General features: G+C 50.4%; 15 protein-coding genes. 8 read left to right on the top strand and 7 right to left on the bottom strand.

The features are described from left to right. Positions 1–130: 130 nt before the first annotated feature. The 3 genes from SAQUA_RS07960 to zipA form a co-directional block, all read right to left on the bottom strand. The gene (locus SAQUA_RS07960) at positions 131–346 is read right to left on the bottom strand and encodes a DUF3820 family protein (protein WP_380672377.1); all 216 of its coding nucleotides are present in this window, start codon (positions 344–346) and stop codon (positions 131–133) included. Next, entirely contained in the window at positions 346–2,367 is a 2,022-nt protein-coding gene (gene ligA / locus SAQUA_RS07955) for an NAD-dependent DNA ligase LigA (RefSeq protein ID WP_380672375.1), read from the bottom strand. Before ligA ends, SAQUA_RS07960 begins: the two co-directional genes overlap by 1 nt. A 167-nt stretch (positions 2,368–2,534) precedes the next feature. Continuing rightward, on the bottom strand, positions 2,535–3,488 hold the full coding sequence (gene zipA / locus SAQUA_RS07950) for a cell division protein ZipA (protein WP_380672373.1): 954 nt from the start codon (positions 3,486–3,488) through the stop codon (positions 2,535–2,537). Positions 3,489–3,710: 222 nt separating this feature from the next. Here zipA and cysZ point away from each other — a divergent pair, with 222 nt between their 5' ends. The 5 genes from cysZ to crr all read left to right on the top strand — a co-directional run bounded on the left by cysZ (position 3,711) and on the right by crr (position 8,605). Beyond that, entirely contained in the window at positions 3,711–4,472 is a 762-nt protein-coding gene (gene cysZ, locus SAQUA_RS07945) for a sulfate transporter CysZ (protein ID WP_380672370.1), read from the top strand. Positions 4,473–4,645: 173 nt separating this feature from the next. After that, entirely contained in the window at positions 4,646–5,614 is a 969-nt protein-coding gene (cysK, locus tag SAQUA_RS07940) for a cysteine synthase A (protein WP_380672368.1), read from the top strand. Between the two features lie 400 nt (positions 5,615–6,014). Further along, complete coding sequence (ptsH, locus tag SAQUA_RS07935; protein WP_380672366.1) at positions 6,015–6,272, top strand: phosphocarrier protein Hpr; 258 nt, start codon at positions 6,015–6,017, stop codon at positions 6,270–6,272. 46 nt (positions 6,273–6,318) lie between these two features. After that, on the top strand, positions 6,319–8,046 hold the full coding sequence (ptsI, locus tag SAQUA_RS07930) for a phosphoenolpyruvate-protein phosphotransferase PtsI (protein ID WP_380672364.1): 1,728 nt from the start codon (positions 6,319–6,321) through the stop codon (positions 8,044–8,046). 49 nt (positions 8,047–8,095) lie between these two features. Continuing rightward, positions 8,096–8,605, top strand: coding sequence for a PTS glucose transporter subunit IIA (gene crr / locus SAQUA_RS07925; RefSeq protein ID WP_380672362.1), 510 nt, complete (start codon positions 8,096–8,098; stop codon positions 8,603–8,605). 66 nt (positions 8,606–8,671) lie between these two features. Here the strand turns inward: crr and pgtP are convergent, their stop codons facing one another. Then, positions 8,672–10,063: a phosphoglycerate transporter PgtP gene (pgtP, locus tag SAQUA_RS07920; protein WP_380672360.1), complete on the bottom strand. Its 1,392-nt coding sequence runs from the start codon at positions 10,061–10,063 to the stop codon at positions 8,672–8,674. A 535-nt stretch (positions 10,064–10,598) separates the two neighbouring features. On the opposite strand from pgtP, the gene SAQUA_RS07915 reads away from it, so the two are divergent. From SAQUA_RS07915 to SAQUA_RS07905, 3 genes are read left to right on the top strand one after another with little or no spacing between them, the layout of a single operon-like run. Then, entirely contained in the window at positions 10,599–11,753 is a 1,155-nt protein-coding gene (locus SAQUA_RS07915; RefSeq protein ID WP_380672358.1) for an ABC transporter substrate-binding protein, read from the top strand. Then, complete coding sequence (locus SAQUA_RS07910; RefSeq protein ID WP_380672356.1) at positions 11,750–13,744, top strand: two-component system sensor histidine kinase PgtB; 1,995 nt, start codon at positions 11,750–11,752, stop codon at positions 13,742–13,744. Before SAQUA_RS07915 ends, SAQUA_RS07910 begins: the two co-directional genes overlap by 4 nt. Before the next feature lie 3 nt (positions 13,745–13,747). Beyond that, complete coding sequence (locus SAQUA_RS07905) at positions 13,748–14,992, top strand: two-component system response regulator PgtA (protein ID WP_380672354.1); 1,245 nt, start codon at positions 13,748–13,750, stop codon at positions 14,990–14,992. Here the strand turns inward: SAQUA_RS07905 and SAQUA_RS07900 are convergent. From SAQUA_RS07900 to cysM, 3 genes are all read right to left on the bottom strand, one after another. Next, a complete protein-coding gene (locus SAQUA_RS07900; RefSeq protein WP_380672352.1) occupies positions 14,989–16,308 on the bottom strand; it encodes an ATP-binding protein in 1,320 nt (439 codons plus the stop codon). The two genes, SAQUA_RS07905 and SAQUA_RS07900, sit on opposite strands and share 4 nt — an antisense overlap. A 2-nt stretch (positions 16,309–16,310) precedes the next feature. Next, positions 16,311–16,994: a response regulator transcription factor gene (locus SAQUA_RS07895; RefSeq protein WP_380672350.1), complete on the bottom strand. Its 684-nt coding sequence runs from the start codon at positions 16,992–16,994 to the stop codon at positions 16,311–16,313. Between the two features lie 165 nt (positions 16,995–17,159). Further along, positions 17,160–18,041, bottom strand: a complete 882-nt coding sequence (gene cysM, locus SAQUA_RS07890) for a cysteine synthase CysM (RefSeq protein ID WP_380672348.1) — start codon at positions 18,039–18,041, stop codon at positions 17,160–17,162. Positions 18,042–18,078 lie beyond the last annotated feature (37 nt).

The raw sequence follows: 18,078 nt of genomic DNA, 5'->3' as shown, positions 1-18,078 counted from the left end.
CCAGTTGTATTGAAATATTTTCTGTATCAACACTAATAAATCAGCTGGTTAGGGATGTAAAGCATAAATTATAGCCCTTGTTCGCCAAAAGGCAGGGCAAGGGCTATGTTGAGAATAATCGGATGAAACGCTAACTGCGCTTTAGTGGTTTGACCAAATGATCAAGCCCTTCGATCTTGATCGCCAACGTCATTTCCATCAGCATGCCCAATTTACCGTTAGGAAACTCGCCTTTGCGGGCAAACCACAACAGATATTCCTCGGGTAAATCGATCAATACCCTGCCCTGGTATTTACCAAAAGGCATCACAGTATTGGCGATCTCAATCAGATTCTCTTTTTCCATCAGGCACCTAACAAACGGATCATTTCCGCCTCATCGATCACATGGATACCCAGTTCCTGAGCTTTGACCAGCTTGGAGCCTGCGGCTTCACCGGCAATCACCAGATCGGTTTTCTTGGAAACGCTGCCACTGACCTTGGCGCCTAAGGCAGTCAAACGATCTTTGGCTTCATCGCGGGAAAGCTGGCTGAGGGAACCTGTCAACACCACGGTTTTTCCGGCAAACGGGCTGTCTATCTCTTCGGCCACTATCACAATCGGTGCTGGCCAGTTGATACCCACTTCCGGGCTTATCAGTTCGGCAATCACCTGCTGGTTATGTTCTTCGGCAAAAAAATTGACTACGTGCCTGGCTACCACTTCACCAACATCCTGCACCTGCTTGAGCGCATCAAGATCCGCTGCACGTAAATTCTCCAACGAACCAAAGTGCGCCGCCAGGTTAGCCGCAGTAGCTTCACCCACTTCACGGATCCCCAGCGCAAACAGGAAACGCGCAAACGTTGTTTGTTTGGCGGTTTCTAACGCATTCACCAGATTCTGCGCCGATTTGGGCCCCATCCGATCCAACCCGGTAAGAATACCGGCGGAGAGCCGGAACAGATCTGCCGGGTTCTTGACGTACTCCTTATCGACTAGCTGCTCGATAATTTTATCCCCCATACCGTCGACATCCATTGCGCGGCGGGAAACAAAGTGCTTCAAGGCTTCTTTGCGCTGAGCGCCGCAGAACAGCCCCCCAGTGCAACGCGCAACGGCTTCCCCCTCCACTCGCTCGACGTCGGAGCCGCAAACCGGGCAATGCTGCGGAAACACCACTTCACGCGCACTCTGCGGGCGGCGTTCTTCCAACACGCCAACCACCTGCGGGATCACATCGCCAGCCCGGCGTACAATCACCGTATCGCCAATACGCAGGCCAAGGCGTTCGATTTCGTCTGCATTGTGCAAGGTGGCATTACTGACCACCACACCCGCCACTTGCACAGGTTCCAAACGTGCAACCGGAGTGATAGCCCCGGTGCGCCCGACCTGAAACTCTACATCCCGAATCAGCGTAATCTGTTCCTGTGCAGGGAATTTGAATGCCGTCGCCCAACGTGGAGCTCGCGCCACAAAACCGAGCTCTTCCTGCAAATCGATGTCGTCGATCTTTACCACCACGCCATCAATATCAAACCCCAGATTGGCGCGGTCCTGTTCAACCTGGCGATAAAATGCCAACACTTCATCGCTGCCTGTACAACGCTTGACGCGTTCGCTCACCGGCAAACCCCAGGCTTTGAACTGCATCAAACGTTCCCAATGGCTGCGGGGCAATTCGCCCCCTTCGAGCAGACCAACGCCATAACAAAAGAAGGTCAACGGGCGTTTGGCTGCAATGCGCGGATCAAGCTGACGGATCGAACCAGCCGCTGCGTTACGTGGGTTGGCAAAAATTTTGCCATCTTTACGGCGCGCTTCTTCGTTCATCTTTTCGAAACCGGCTTGCGGCATAAACACCTCGCCCCGAACTTCCAGCCGCCGTGGAATATTCTCACCCTGCAAACGCAGCGGGATCGCACGGATGGTGCGCACATTGGTGGTAATGTTCTCACCGGTGGTGCCATCACCTCGGGTTGCTGCAAGCTTCAGTTCACCCTCTTCATAAAGCAGGCTGACAGCCAAGCCATCAAGTTTAAGTTCACAACAGAATGTCAGAGGTTCATTGCTTTGCAGACGGTCCTGAACGCGTTTGTAAAATGCCAGATAGCTCTCTTCATCAAACACGTTATCCAGCGATAGCATCGGCACTTCATGGCGTACCTGATCAAACGCCGCCAAAGGAGCTGCCCCTACCCGTTGAGTGGGGGAATCTGCCGTCACCAGTTCCGGATGAGCCGCTTCCAGCTCACGCAATTCATGCATCAAACGATCATATTCCGCATCCGGGATCTGCGGAGCATCGAGCACGTGATACTGATATTCGTGATGGCGCAGTGAGGTTCGCAGTTGATTGATTGCTTCGTTGATCGATTTCATAGCTCACCATCAAAGATAAAAACCCCCGGCTAGCGGGGGTTTGTACCCTAAGGTTTTCAAGAGGCAAGGCTGTTGGTTATCACTTTTATCCCCGCGGCTTAAAAGCTTAAGGGGCATAGCGACTTACCGCCTTGCTTGAACTCGAAATCCATCGGGCAGAGGATTGTTCAGGCGTTGGTTTCCAACACTTCTCGGATACGCGCTTTATAGGTTTCCAGCTTCTGCGGCGTCATCATACGACGCTCGTCATCCAGCACTACACCGCCAACGTCGTCAGCAATACGCTGAGCAGACTGGAGCATCAACTTGAAGTTTTGATTGGCATCGCCATAAGACGGCACCATCATAAACATTGATACGCCAGGTGTTGAGAAATCAGACATCATTTCCGGATCAAACGAACCAGGCTTGACCATATTGGCAAGGCTGAACAGCACCGGACCACTGCCTGCGGGACTGATATGGCGGTGGAAAATGCTCATTTCACCAAACTGAAAACCAGCTTGTAGTACGCTTTGCAGCAACACTTCACCACCGATCATCCCCCCCTGATGCGCCGCAACATGCAACACCAGAACGGTTTCTTTCAGTTTTGCCGGTTTCGTTGGCTCAGGGTCTGCCTTAGGCTCATGGGCATGCTGCGCTTTTGCTGCCGGCTTCGCAGGTTCCGCATGCCGCAACACAGGCTCAGATTCATCTACCAGGGGCACTACGTCAACCTGCTGTTTGCGCCGCGCAACTGATTGCTGCGGTTCTTCCGCGTCTTCATCCTGCGCGTAATTGTCCAGCAGAATATCATCGTACTCCTGACGCTGCGAAAGCGATGCCGGCTGAGCGGTGGGTTCTACCCTTGGCACAGCAACAGGTTCTTCGCGTGCGGCATCAAAATCACCCAATGATGGCTCGTCTTGGGGGCGAGTGGCACGCACACGTACCTCTCCCACGCCTTCGGCGGGATCATCAAGTGGAGTTGGTTCACGTTCTATTTTCGAGCGTTTGGCTGGGCGATCGCGAAAGAGCGAAGAGCGTTCTTTACGGCTGGTCCAAAGACCATGCAATAACAACGCTATTATGGCGATCGCGCCAACAACGATTAATATCAGACGCAAATCCTGCATCATTGCTATCTCTGTTGTTCCAATACATTGCCACCGCGGCAAACATTCACTCTTTAACTCTATTTGCCTGCACGCACAAGTGCAAGTCCGTGCTGTACTTTATGCCAATAAAGATGATTACACGGCATTTTTTTGCTGTTTTTTCAGCCAATAGCACCCTAGCCAGTGGAAAGTCATGCCTATATGATAGTGAAGCCTGTTCAGACAAAGAGATAACCTTAAGATATGTCCTATATTCAGCCTCCTTCCAAACCCGCCAGCGGCATTCATTATTTTGCCGAAGGGTGGCGACTGATTTCACGCCCGGGTATTAAGCGCTATGTTGTCCTACCGTTAATGGTGAACGTTCTGCTGATGGGCTCCGCCTTCTGGTGGCTGTTCACTCAACTGGGCGATTGGATCCCCCGCATGATGAGCCATGTTCCCGAATGGCTTCAGTGGTTAAGCTATTTACTCTGGCCGTTAGCGGTCATTTCCGTGTTATTGGTATTCAGTTATCTGTTCAGCACTATCACCAATCTGATCGCTGCACCGTTTTGTGGGTTGCTGGCCGAAAAGCTTGAAGGAAGCCTGACTGGGAAACAACTGCCGGACACCGGCCTGCTTGGCATTGCCAAAGATCTCCCCCGCATTATGTCGCGTGAATGGCGTAAGCTGATGTACTACCTGCCACGCGCGCTGGTACTGCTATTGCTTTACTTTATACCGGGCGTTGGCCAAACGCTGGCACCGGTATTGTGGTTCCTGTTCAGCGCCTGGATGTTGGCTATTCAGTACTGCGATTATCCGTTTGATAACCACAAAGTCGGCTTCACCGACATGCGCCGTGCTTTGCGTCAACATAAGGGAGCTAACCTGCAATTTGGCGCACTGATAAGTCTATTCACCATGATCCCTATCGTTAACCTGGTGATCCTGCCGGTCGCCGTCTGTGGCGCTACCGCCATGTGGGTAGATCGTTATCGCCCGCAGTTTGCCCGCCATTAATTGAGCACTGGAGATTATTTCCTAACCATCGGGCGCTTTCAGCGCCCTTCTTATTGTGCTTAAAACTTATTTCCTAATAACATATAGATATACCAATTCTTTACTTCCCTGGCGGGTCCTTTAGCGTATGCTTTCGATGTTCCCTACATTTTCATAGAGTTAAAGGACAGGCTATGAGCAAGATATATGAAGACAACTCATTTACAATCGGCCATACGCCGCTGGTTCGTCTGAACCGTATCGGCAACGGGCGCATTCTCGCCAAGGTTGAATCTCGTAACCCGAGCTTCAGCGTCAAATGCCGTATCGGTGCAAATATGATTTGGGATGCCGAAAAGCGCGGTATTCTTACTGCAGGCAAAGAGCTGGTAGAACCAACCAGCGGCAACACCGGCATTGCCTTGGCATTTGTCGCAGCTGCACGTGGTTATAAATTGACCTTGACCATGCCTGAAACCATGAGCATTGAACGCCGCAAACTGCTTAAGGCATTAGGTGCCAATTTGGTTCTCACCGAAGGTGCGAAAGGCATGAAAGGGGCTATCGCCAAAGCTGAGGAAATCGCGGCATCCGATCCAGACCGTTTTATCCTGTTGCAACAGTTCAGCAACCCTGCCAACCCTGAAATTCATGAAAAAACCACTGGCCCTGAAATCTGGGCAGATACCGACGGTGAAGTTGACGTGTTTATTGCTGGCGTGGGTACTGGTGGTACGTTGACGGGCGTGAGCCGTTTTATTAAAAACACCAAAGGCAAAGCGATCACCACCGTTGCCGTTGAACCAACAGACTCCCCAGTCATCAGTCAGGCATTGGCAGGCCTCGAAATCAAGCCTGGTCCGCACAAAATACAGGGTATTGGTGCAGGTTTCATTCCCGGTAACCTCGATCTGAGCCTGGTTGACCGTGTTGAGCAAATTACCAATGACGAGGCCATCAGCATGGGGCTGCGTCTGATGGAAGAGGAAGGGATCCTGGCAGGGATCTCATCCGGTGCTGCAGTTGCGGCAGCGGTCAAACTTTCAGAAGAAGCAGACTTTACTGATAAAACTATTGTCGTTATTCTGCCATCCTCAGGTGAACGCTATTTAAGCACCGCGTTATTTGCAAATCTGTTCACAGAACAAGAGCTGCAGCAATAGCGCAATCAGTGCACAAAAAGCTAAAAAAGCACCTCTCAAGGTGCTTTTTTTGTGGACTGGATCAAAGTTTACACCACTCGAAGATTGATTTTAGCCGCTGGCTTTAGTATTTAAGCGGTCAATTATTTCGATGCACAAAATTAATCGCCTCCCATTCCTTGTTCAAGCTGAATCGATTTACTCGTTTGTCGCCAAGGTGGTAGACACTGCATAATGGGAAGCTGGTTGAAACGACGTCAGAAGCTTGTTTTTTTTGATCTAAAATGCCTAATTCGTCGTTTTATGTTGCATCAATGCTCGCCCCTGTACATAGTCGGGCGCTAACCAGACAAGCTAAAATCATGCCTTTGGGCTAAACTTTAGCTCCACAACCTTAAACTAATAAGTCGGGGAAACATCAATGTTCCAGCAAGAAGTTACTATCACCGCTCCGAATGGCCTGCACACTCGTCCAGCTGCTCAGTTCGTTAAAGAAGCCAAAGGCTTTACTTCTGACATCACTGTGACATCCAACGGCAAAAGTGCCAGCGCCAAGAGCCTGTTCAAGCTGCAAACTCTGGGCCTGACCCAAGGGACCGTAGTAACCATTGAGGCTGTGGGTGAAGACGAGCAGCAAGCCGTTGAGCACTTGGTAAAACTGATGGCAGAGCTTGAATAATCGGCCCGTCTTTTTAGTTAACACCAGTCAAGAGTAAGGTAGGGTTATGATTTCAGGCATTTTAGTATCACCGGGTTTCGCTTTTGGTAAGGCTCTCCTACTGAAAGAAGATGAGATTGTCATCAACCGGAAAAAAATCTCCACTGATCTTGTGGAGCAGGAAATTTCACGTTTTCTAGCAGGCCGCGCCAAGGCGTCCGAGCAGTTGGAAGTGATTAAGACCAAAGCGGGCGAAACCTTTGGCGAAGAGAAAGAAGCCATCTTCGAAGGCCACATTATGTTGCTGGAAGACGAAGAGCTTGAGCAAGAAATCATAGCCCTCATCAAAGATGATTTAGCATCTGCCGATGCCGCAGCCTACACAGTGATTGAAGGCCAGGCCAAAGCGCTGGAAGAACTGGACGACGAATATCTGAAAGAACGTGCGGCTGACGTGCGTGACATCGGTAAACGTTTGTTGCAGAACATTCTGGGCATGGCAATTGTCGATCTGAGTGCTATTCAAGATCAGGTTATCCTGGTTGCATCCGATTTAACCCCGTCAGAAACGGCACAGCTGAATCTGGATAAAGTGCTGGGGTTCATTACCGATTTAGGTGGCCGCACCTCCCACACCTCGATTATGGCCCGTTCTTTGGAACTGCCAGCCATCGTTGGCACCAGCGACGTGACCCAACAGGTGAAAAATGGTGATTACCTGATTCTGGACGCAGTCAGCAACCAGATTTATGTTAACCCAACGCCTGACGTTATCGAGCAGTTGAAAGCCGCTCAAACCCTATACGTCAGCGAAAAGAACGAACTGGCCAAGCTGAAAGATCTGCCAGCAATCACGCTGGATGGGCATCAGGTTGAAGTCTGTGCCAACATTGGTACCGTGCGTGACGTCGCAGGTGCAGAGCGCAATGGCGCAGAAGGTGTTGGTCTGTATCGTACCGAATTCCTGTTCATGGACCGCGATTCACTGCCGACTGAAGACGAGCAGTTCCAGGCTTACAAAGCCGTTGCGGAAGCCATGGGCTCACAGGCAGTTATCGTTCGTACCATGGACATCGGCGGTGATAAAGACCTGCCGTATATGAACCTGCCGAAAGAAGAAAACCCGTTCCTCGGCTGGCGCGCGATCCGTATCGCGATGGACCGCCGGGAAATTCTGCATGCCCAACTGCGTGCCATTCTGCGTGCCTCTGCGTTCGGCAAACTGCGCATCATGTTCCCGATGATTATCTCGGTTGAAGAAGTACGCGATCTGAAAAACGAATTGGAAACGTTGAAAGCGCAGCTGCGTGAAGAAGGCAAAGCCTTTGACGAATCCATTGAAGTAGGCGTAATGGTGGAAACGCCTGCTGCTGCAGTCATTGCTCACCACTTGGCGAAAGAAGTCGACTTCTTTAGTATTGGGACAAACGATCTTACCCAGTATACTCTGGCAGTAGATCGCGGTAACGAGCTGATTTCTCATCTCTATAACCCGATGTCCCCATCAGTACTTGGCCTGATCAAACAGGTTATTGATGCATCTCATGCGGCAGGCAAGTGGACCGGTATGTGCGGTGAGTTGGCTGGCGATGAACGTGCTACACTGTTGCTATTGGGCATGGGGCTGGATGAGTTCAGCATGAGTGCGATTTCAATCCCGCGCATCAAGAAAATTATTCGTAATACGAACTTCGAAGATGTGAAGGCATTGGCAGCGCAAGCCTTGGAGCAACCAACGGCTGAAGATTTGATGAATTGCGTAAATAAATTCATCGAAGAAAAGACGCTCTGCTAAACTTCCAGCACACTGGAATGCAGCCCAATTAAATGCTTAGGAGAAGATCATGGGTTTGTTCGATAAACTGAAGTCTCTGGTTTCTGATGACAAGAAAGACACGGGCAGTATCGAGATCGTCGCTCCACTTTCTGGCGAAATCGTCAATATTGAAGATGTGCCAGACGTAGTATTCGCAGAGAAGATCGTTGGCGATGGCATTGCTATCAAACCTTCAGGCAACAAAATGGTTGCCCCGGTTGATGGCACCATCGGTAAAATTTTTGAAACCAACCACGCGTTCTCCATCGAATCCGACAGTGGCATTGAGCTATTCGTACATTTTGGTATCGACACCGTTGAACTGAAAGGTGAAGGCTTCAAGCGTATTGCTGAAGAAGGCCAACGCGTCAAGAAAGGTGATGTCGTTATCGAGTTCAACCTGGCACTGCTGGAAGAGAAAGCCAAGTCAACCTTGACTCCGGTTGTTATCTCCAACATGGACGAGATCAAAGAGCTGATCAAACTGTCCGGTAGCGTAACCGTTGGTGAAACTCCGATCATCCGCATCAAGAAGTAATCGCGGTATGACCATCAAAAACGGCGCGTAAAGCGCCGTTTTTTTATCCCTATTAAATCCTGTTCGTTACTGCGCAGTACCCACCTGAGGTTGCACGGCCATATTTTCAGGTTGCTCTCTTTCACGCTCTAAAGCCAGCACGCCACGGTGGGACAGGAAACAGAAGAAGATACAGCACAAAACGCCCCCCATCAGCAGATAGAAACCTGCGTTCCATCCGAATTGATCGACCATCACACCAAACAGGCTGGTACCCAGAGTCGCACCAAAGATATAGCTCATGAAACCACGCAGACCAACGGCAGAACCAACAGCGAAACTGGGAACGATTTCCATCGTTTGTACTGAAGCCAGGAACTGCGGCACATAAATCAGGCAACCAACGATGGCGGCAAAAACGGTAACCATAAATAATGAATCACTTTTCCAGTAACCAATAAGGCAGATAAAGATCATAGCCATACAAATTATCGCCAGAGGCATGCGACGCCCCTTGAACAATTTATCCGACAACCACCCAGCTAACAGGGTGGAAGGGATAGCCGCCCACTCAAAGAACAGAAACGCGACGCTCATCTGCTCTTTAGAGAAATTTTTCACAGTAAGTAAATAGATGGGTAACCAGCTAATCATGCCAAAGCGCACCATATAGACGAACACGTCTACCAATGAGACATACCAGGCGTTCTTATTCTTTAGGACATAGGTACAAAAAATCTGGAATGCACTCATGTTATCTGGCGCTACTGTCGGTTCACTATTTTTTAGCTTGATGGTCTCTTCTGGCATCATTTGCTCCAATGCGGGTAATCCTTCACTCCGCGGGGAACCTTTACCAAGCCATAGCACGACGAGCGAAAATACCACGGCCACGCAGGCAGGAACAATGTAACTGGCAGTCTGCCAATGTTTATCGCCCAGAAGTGCAAAAGCGACGCCAACAATAGGGGCTACCACTCCACCACCAACGTTATGCGAAATATTCCAGAATGCCCCGACACGGCCACGTTCACGCCGTGGAAACCAGTTGGCAATAGTAATGAATGAGGGCCCCACGCCCATCCCTTGAAACAGGCCATTGAATACCACCAGCGCCGCGAAAATCCAAAAAGCGGTGCTAAAGCCTAGCCCCACGTTAACAATGGCACAAAGGATCAGCCCGCAAGCCATAAACACTTTAGGATTGGCTTTATCAGCCAGGCTACTCATCACCCCCTTACTGATGCCATAAGCAATTAACATGCAACTGCTTAACATACCTATCTGTGTCGCACTCAGATCAAGATTCTCCTTCAGATAGGGGGTGGAGAGTGTGAAGTTGTTACGTACAATGTAATAGGCCAGATAGCCCAGAAAAACGCTCAGCAAAGCCTGCATACGGTATCGCTGATAAGTTGCCTGAACTTTTTCTGGTGGAATACTATCCACGGCCTTGCTCGCCTTTAATAATGAAAGCATATTATTCCCCTGTGATTTTTATCAACAGTGACTCAAAGTGATAGTTTTTATTAATTAAACTCATAGAGGATGATGTGATTATTTCTTCACGAAAACAAGCGCGGTAATATGTGTCAAAATTGACTCAAATTAATATTAACCGAGTACAATTTTGACTCAAAGTTTGTATTACGCATATTTAACAAAACAATTAAATCACAGTACAAACATCGATACACCGTATCACAAGCTGCCACAGCAGCATCTAACATCCTCTAATAGCAATATTTTTAGAGGGTTAGCAGTATTTGGCGATTATCAATGTTAATATAACCACCTAGCTTTAATTATAGTAACAATGGCGAAGAATTATTGGAGGGGATATTTTTATCCCAAATGAATTTTTGCTTTAATTTGTTACCATCTCTATTTTATGAACAAGATCACAAATAATGAAGCCGAGGGGAGTTTTATTATGCGTTCTCAGGTCATTCTTACAGCAATAGTATGTTTATTGTTTTCAAGTGCTGTCTGCTCTCAAAGAAATGAACTGGTGATGGCTACCACGTTTTCGCCAGACGCTACCGCCTATATCATCAGCCGCTGGCAACATCAGCCACAATCAGTGGTTATACGTACATTAAATCGTACCAGCACATCTCTTGAGCAGTTGCTTGATAGCGCGGGTGCAGAAAACATCGATCTGGTTCTGACATCTTCGCCAATGTTGCTCCAGCATTTGCAACAGCATCAGCGCCTCGCCAACTATGATGGTGCACCCGAACAGTCGCAACGGCTGGTACCTGAATCTATTCGGGACACGGCGGTGGCTATCGCTGTCTCCGGTTTTGGGCTTCTGATAAACCGCACTAACCTGGAAGAAAAGCGGTTACCTTTACCCACTGATTGGAACGACCTGACAGAAGCCCGCTACCAAGGGGCTCTACTAATGAGCAGCCCCTCTCGCTCAGATACTAATCATCTGATCGTAGAATCATTGTTGCAGCAAGATGGCTGGCAATCAGGCTGGGGGACGTTACTGTCAGCCGCAGGTAATCTGATCACGATCTCTTCGCGCAGCTTTGGCGTAGCGGATAAAGTCAAAAACGGTTTAGGGTCAGTTGGGCCAACCATTGATAACTATGCCAATCTACTGCACAGCGATCCACACCTAATCTTCCGGTACTTTCCAAATACTTCGGTTTCTCCCACCTATATTGCCATAACGCGTAATAGTCATTACCCGGAAGAAGCAAGGCGTTTCATCCAATTCCTGTTGAGTCCGCAAGGGCAACAAGTGCTGGCAGATACCAACACCGGGAAATACCCGGTGATCCCTCTCAGCGCCGACAACCCGCTTTTTGCGCAACAGCAAAAGCTTCTGCAGCAGTCACCTTTGAATTACCGGTTGATCATGCAACGACAGCGCATGGTGCAAAAATTGTTTGATACCGCCATCAGCTTTCGGCTTTCTCAGTTAAAAGATGCCTGGAAAGCGCTGCATGGGGCAGAAAACCGTCTTAATCGTCCTTTACCAGAGATCCGCGCGTTGCTGACGACCATTCCTGTTACTCAAGCTCAAAGTGAAGATACTCAGTATCTAAAGCAGTTTGAAATGCGCAGCGAGGCTGAACAGCAAATCATGGAGTGGCAACTGTTCTTTCAACACCAACAGAGAAAAGCCATTAAAGAACTGGAAGAGTTAAAATGAGCCGCTATTTACTGCGCCGCATGAAACGCCTGACGATCAGCACTTGCCTACGAGGGGCATTTCTCACCGGCGCATTCCTGACGCTGATCGTAAGCGGAGTGAGCCTGTACTCCTGGCATGAGCAAAGCTCACAGATCCGATACGCGTTGGATGATTATTTTCCACGGATACAGTCTTCGTTTGTGATTGAAAGTAATCTCAATACTTTGGTAGGTCAGTTTAATGCCTTCCAGCAGACCGCCAACACCACCGCACGTCTGCAGCTAAGAAACAAGATCGTAGAGCATTTAGGGAAAATAGAACGGGCCAGTGAGCAACTCGATAGTCCTCAACGCCAGCAGATCCAGTCTACTCTGGCAGATAGCAGACAACTCTTGGGCCAACTGGATAAGGCGCTTTACAACATGTTTATTGCCCGGGAAAAAGTGAATGTGATCGCAGCGCGCATCAGTTGGCTGCATGATGATTTCACCACTGAATTGAACTCGCTGGTACAGGATTTCAGTTGGCAACAGAGCGCGTTGCTGGATCAGATGGAGGTGGATCCCAGCCACTCGCTACCGCGCCTACGAGCCAGTTTACGGGAGGTACAAAGTGAGCAGCAGCAAGTCTATACGTTAGCCCGAATCGAGAATCAGATCACCGATGCGCTGCGCGATCAGCTTAATAAATTGCAGTCCACTGGCGAAGACGCTATTCCTGTTGAAGACCACATCCGCTATCTCGATTACCTGAAGAAGACGGCTAACGAGAACATGCGTGGGTTAGAGGCTCATCCAAGCACGGTGACACTTCGCCAAACCATCGACGAGCTTTTAGAAACAGGCATCGCAGAAAACAGCATGCCGGCTGCCATGGAAGATTACCTTAAAGCCAGGCAAGTACTCATACAAGCGGCTCAGGTTAAAGAGACTACGTTGGCCCGGTTCCGTACTCAGTTGGAATCACAACTGAGCAACAGCCATCGTCAGATGCAGACCTTCAACCATAGGCTGGAACAGATAATACGCGTTAGCGGCAATCTGATCCTGATTGCGACCCTGCTGGCAATGCTATTAACGTTTTTGCTCAATCATTACTTTATCCGTTCTCGTCTGATCAAACGCTTTACCTTGCTCAATCAGGTTGTTGTACGTATTGGTCTTGGGGATACCCACGCTGCGATCCCGATCTATGGCGGGGACGAACTGGGCCGCATTGCACGTCTGCTAAGGCGTACCCTTGGCCAGCTAAATAAACAGAAGTCCAGGCTCGAGCAGGAAATCACTGAGCGCAAGGATATTGAAAAACATTTGCGAGCAACGCAAGGTGAACTGATTCAAACGGCGAAGCTGGCCGTTGTTGGGCAGACCATGACTACATTGGCTCACGAGATAAATCAACCACTCAATGCGCTGTCGATGTACCTCTTCACCGCTCGCAACGCAGTGGATAAAGGGCAATATGACAGTGCTGGCATTGCTATTGCTAAAGCTGACGGATTGATTGGCCGTATGGATGCCATTATTCGCATGTTGCGGCAGTTCACCCGCAGAACAGAAGAACAAAGCCCTTGCCAGCCGGTTGATCTGCGCCAATCATTACTTGCCGCTTGGGAGTTACTCGCCCTGCGCCACCAACCGCTAAAAGGTGAGTTGAAGCTAGCCGAAGAACCCATTTATGTTCGCGGTGACGAAGTGCGCATTCAGCAAGTGTTGGTCAATCTGATGGCAAACGCTCTGGATGCCTGTCGCCAGCAACCGCAGATTCAGGTCAGTTGGCAACGCAATCAATCAGGGTGGCAGGTTATGCTTTGGGATAACGGTCATGGTTGGCCACTGGCACAGGCTGAGTCTCTACTTAAGCCCTTCACTACCAGCAAGCAGGTTGGCCTGGGGATTGGCCTGTCTATCTCATTGTCACTGATGCAGCAAATGGGGGGCAGTTTGTTCCTGGCCTCCACCCTGACGCAGAATGCATGCGTCGTTTTACAGTTTCAACCCGTGGACTGAACCATGTTAAGTCAAGAACAGCATATTCTATTAATCGATGACGATCTCGATGTCCTCGATGCCTATACGATGTTACTCACCCAGGCTGGCTATCAGGTTAAAGCCTGTAGTAACCCGCTTGAGGCACAAGAGCTGCTCACCAAAGAGTGGCCGGGGATCGTCATCAGCGATGTCTGTATGCCCGGCAGTTCGGGGATCGAACTCATGGAGTTGCTACTTGCCCGTGATGCTTGCTTGCCGGTTTTATTGATCACCGGTCACGGCGATGTACCAATGGCTGTTGAAGCGGTGAAGAAAGGTGCCTGGGATTTTCTGCAAAAACCGGTCAACCCGGCCCAACTGCTTGAACAGGTTGCCAGCGCCATGGCTCAACGCAGTTCTTACATTGCGCGGCGTCGCTGGCAAAAGGAGCAATTACACGCCAGCCTGATTGGACGCAGCGAGTGGATAAAGCAGTTAAGAGTTCGCTTGCAGCAAGTGGCTGAAACGGATTTGGCCGTTTATTTACACGGGGAACTGGGGGTAGGAAGAACGCTAGCGGCGCGTTTTCTGCATCATATAGGCCACCGTAATGAGCAACCCTTGATTATCGGCGAACTGGTGCCGGGTAACGAACCGCCTTTGGAGCAATGGATTGAACAAGCGCAAGATGGCACACTGGTTTTACGTCACCTGAACTATCTGCCCATCGCTCAGCAGGCACAATTGATCCGGCTTCAGGCACAGCAGCCACTGCCATTCCGGCTGATTGGTATTGGCCCCTCAACATTAGTGGAAATGGCCGCTGGTAATATCATCTTGCCAGATTTCTATTACTGCTTTGCCATGACACAAATCGCCTGTATCCCTCTAGCCCAACGCCCTGATGACATAGAACCCTTATTCAGACACTACTTGCAGCAGGCCTGCCTGCGCCTGAATCGCCAAGTACCGGAACTCCCTGCGGAATTGATTAAGCGCTTAAGCAGACGGGTGTGGCCAAATAATGTTCGCGAGTTGGCTAATGCGGCTGAACTGTTTGCCGTTGGCGTCATGCCACTGGCTGAAACTGCAAATCCGCTTCTGCACGAATCCGAGCCACTCCCGCTGGACCAACGTGTTGAGGACTATGAACGGCAGATCATTACCGAGGCACTGAATCTTCACCAAGGCCGCATTAACGAAGTGTCTGAATACCTGCAGATCCCGCGCAAGAAGCTCTATCTGCGTATGAGAAAGTATGATCTGGATAAACAGCATTACCGTTAAACCCAGCGCGGGATCCGCAACGTGATCACCAGGCCGCCCTGCTCGCCGTTTTTAGCTTCCACCTGCCCGCCATGTGCCAAAACCACTTTGCGGGTGATTGCTAAACCGAGTCCATACCCTTTGCCGGACATTGCCGACTTGACCCGCACAAAGGGGTCAAAGATGCTGGAAAGCTTCGATTCCTCAACACCGGGCCCCTGATCGCTGACCTGTATCTGGAACAACGAGTCGATAGGCGTCAACGCCACCGTCACCCGTTGTCCATGGCTGGAAAAACGCAGGGCGTTGCGCACAATATTATCTACCGCGCGGCGCATAAGTTCAGCATTGCCCTTAACCGTGTATTCCACATCAGGATCGGCATGCAGCGCAATCTCTACTCCAGGAACCTGAGCCTCATAGCGTGCATCATTCACTACCACCTCCACCAGCCCGGAGAGGTCAAAGTATTCTTCATCCGGCAGGCTGTTGCTCTCAACCCGCGACAGCGTCAAAAGTTCGCCGATCATTTTATCCAACCGCCCAGCCTCATGCTCAAGGCGCTGTAGCGAGTTTTCTACGTTGTCGGGATTTTGCCGGCCAAGACCAATGGCTAATTGCATTCGGGCCAGCGGAGAACGCAGTTCATGGGACACATCGTGCAGCAGTTGTTCACGAGCACTGACCAACAGTTCCAGACGTTCCGCCATTCTGTCAAAATCACGCGCCAAATCAGAAAGTTCATCATGCCGCTTTCGCATCTTGGGGAACAACCGAACGGCCAGATCGCCCTGCGCAACACGCTCAAACGCACCGCTCAACTGGCGCATCGGGCGCGTCAGGTTCCAGGCCAGCACGGCGCTGAACATCAAACCGCACACCCCGCCGACCCACAACATCGGCTGCGGAATATTCAAAATGCGCCAGCGTCTTTCAGGCCGATAGTTTTGGCGCAATCCCTCAATGTCATAGCTCAGCAAGTAGCCTTGCTTATCGGCACCCATAACCCATGTCTCTATCTTGGCTGGCTTAGGTTTGATTTCAGCGTCACTGCCGGGCGCTTCGACCAGCGGTTGCGCGCTTGGTTTCACGCTGAAAAAACGGCGCTCGTCCTGTGGCCAGCCCGCTACCATCGCGTTTAATGCTGGCATACCACCTTTGCGCAGCGTGACAGCTGCCGAGTTTATGTGCAGATTGACAAGATGCCGGGTTACGCGGTTTTCCGTCGATTCGTGGCGGTTGCCGTAGAACGCGAAAGCCACCCATAACGCCTGAGTCATGATGATAAACGTCAGCCAAAAGCCAAGCAGGATTTTCCAGAAAAGTCTTCCACGCATAGTCATTGCCTGATGCGATAACCGATGCTGCGCACGGTTTCAATACTCAACTGATTAGCCGTCAGCACAGCCAATTTCTGGCGGATATTACTGATGTGCACGTCCACACTGCGGTCATAGGCTTCACGCGGCCGCCCAAGCCCTTTTTCTGACAGCTCATCCTTTGAAACTACCCGTTCTGGTGCACGCAACAACAGCTCTAGCAGATTAAATTCCGATGCGGTCAACTCAAACACTTTCCCTTGCCATTGGCTACTACGAGCGGAAGGGTTTAGCGTCAATCCGCCAAAGTTCAGCGACAGATCTTTATCTATCTGTTCCGGTTGCTCTTCAACACGGCGTAACACTGCGCGTAAACGCGCAACCAGTTCGCGTGGATAGCAGGGTTTCGGCACATAATCATCAGCCCCCATCTCAAGCCCTATCACCCGGTCAATATTGTCCCCTTTGGCCGTTAGCATGATGATGGGTAGGCGACTCTTTTTGCGCACTGCACGTAGTACATCTATACCGCTCATATCAGGCAGCATAATGTCCAGGATCATCGCGGAGTATTTACCAGAAAGAGCCCCGTCAACACCGGCTTTACCAGCGAGTACCAGGGTCGCATTGAATCCTTCGGCCGTCAGGTATTCACTTAGCATGGTGCCAAGTTCCAGATCGTCATCGACCAATAAAATTTCCATGCCTTACTCCTTAACTGATTTTTGCCATTCTCGCGTCAGATGCTTCACTTCGCTGCCAATTTTACTCAATCCTTACATAATTCTTTGCGCCACTTCGCCACGGTTAGCGAACCGACAACGCAGGGTAGCGATCACTAATGAGCACAGGACGAGGTATAGCAACCGTCAGTTAAATACTCCGGTAGATAAATAGCGGTCGCCGCGATCGCAGATAATCGCCACAATCACGCTGCCCGGATTAGCCGCCGCAACCCGTAGCGCACCGGCCACTGCACCGCCGGAACTGACACCACAGAAGATCCCTTCGCGCTGCGCCAGTAGCCGCATAGTCTGCTCTGCCGCCGATTGGGTCATATCCAATACCTGATCCACCAGTTCGGAACGGTAAATACCCGGCAGATAGGCCGCTGGCCAACGGCGGATCCCCGGAATACTGCTCCCTTCGGCAGGCTGAAGCCCGATAATTTGGACCTGCGAATTTTGGCTCTTCAGATAGCCGCCGACACCCGTAATGGTACCGGTTGTCCCCATACTGGAGACAAAATGGGTAATACGCCCAGCGGTCTGCCGCCAGATCTCCGGGCCAGTGGTAGTAAAGTGAGCATAAGGATTATCGAGATTGTTAAACTGATCCAATACCTTGCCTATCCCTTGCTGCTGCATTTCCAGTGCCAGATCGCGCGCCCCCTCCATGCCCTGCTCGCGGCTGACCAGAATCAGCTCGGCACCATAGGCCCGCATGGAAGCCTGGCGCTCGGAGCTCATATTCTCTGGCATCAACAGTTTAAGCGTATAACCTTTTATCGCGCAGATCATCGCCAGGGCGATGCCGGTATTACCACTGGTTGCCTCGATTAGCGTATCACCGGGCTTAATCTCGCCGCGCAATTCCGCCTGTTGGATCATCGCTAACGCAGCGCGATCTTTTACCGAACCCGCCGGATTGTTGCCTTCCAGTTTGACCCAGACTTCACAGTCCAGCTCCTCAGTCATCCGCTGAAGTTTTACTAATGGTGTATTACCAATACATTGTTCCAGAGTTGTCACGATTTCTGCCTGTGCATAATGTGAAAAAGGCAACCCA

It is taken from the genome of Serratia aquatilis, from assembly GCF_044865145.1.
Classification (GTDB): domain Bacteria; phylum Pseudomonadota; class Gammaproteobacteria; order Enterobacterales; family Enterobacteriaceae; genus Chania; species Chania aquatilis.
This window is presented reverse-complemented; position numbering and strand designations above follow the sequence as displayed.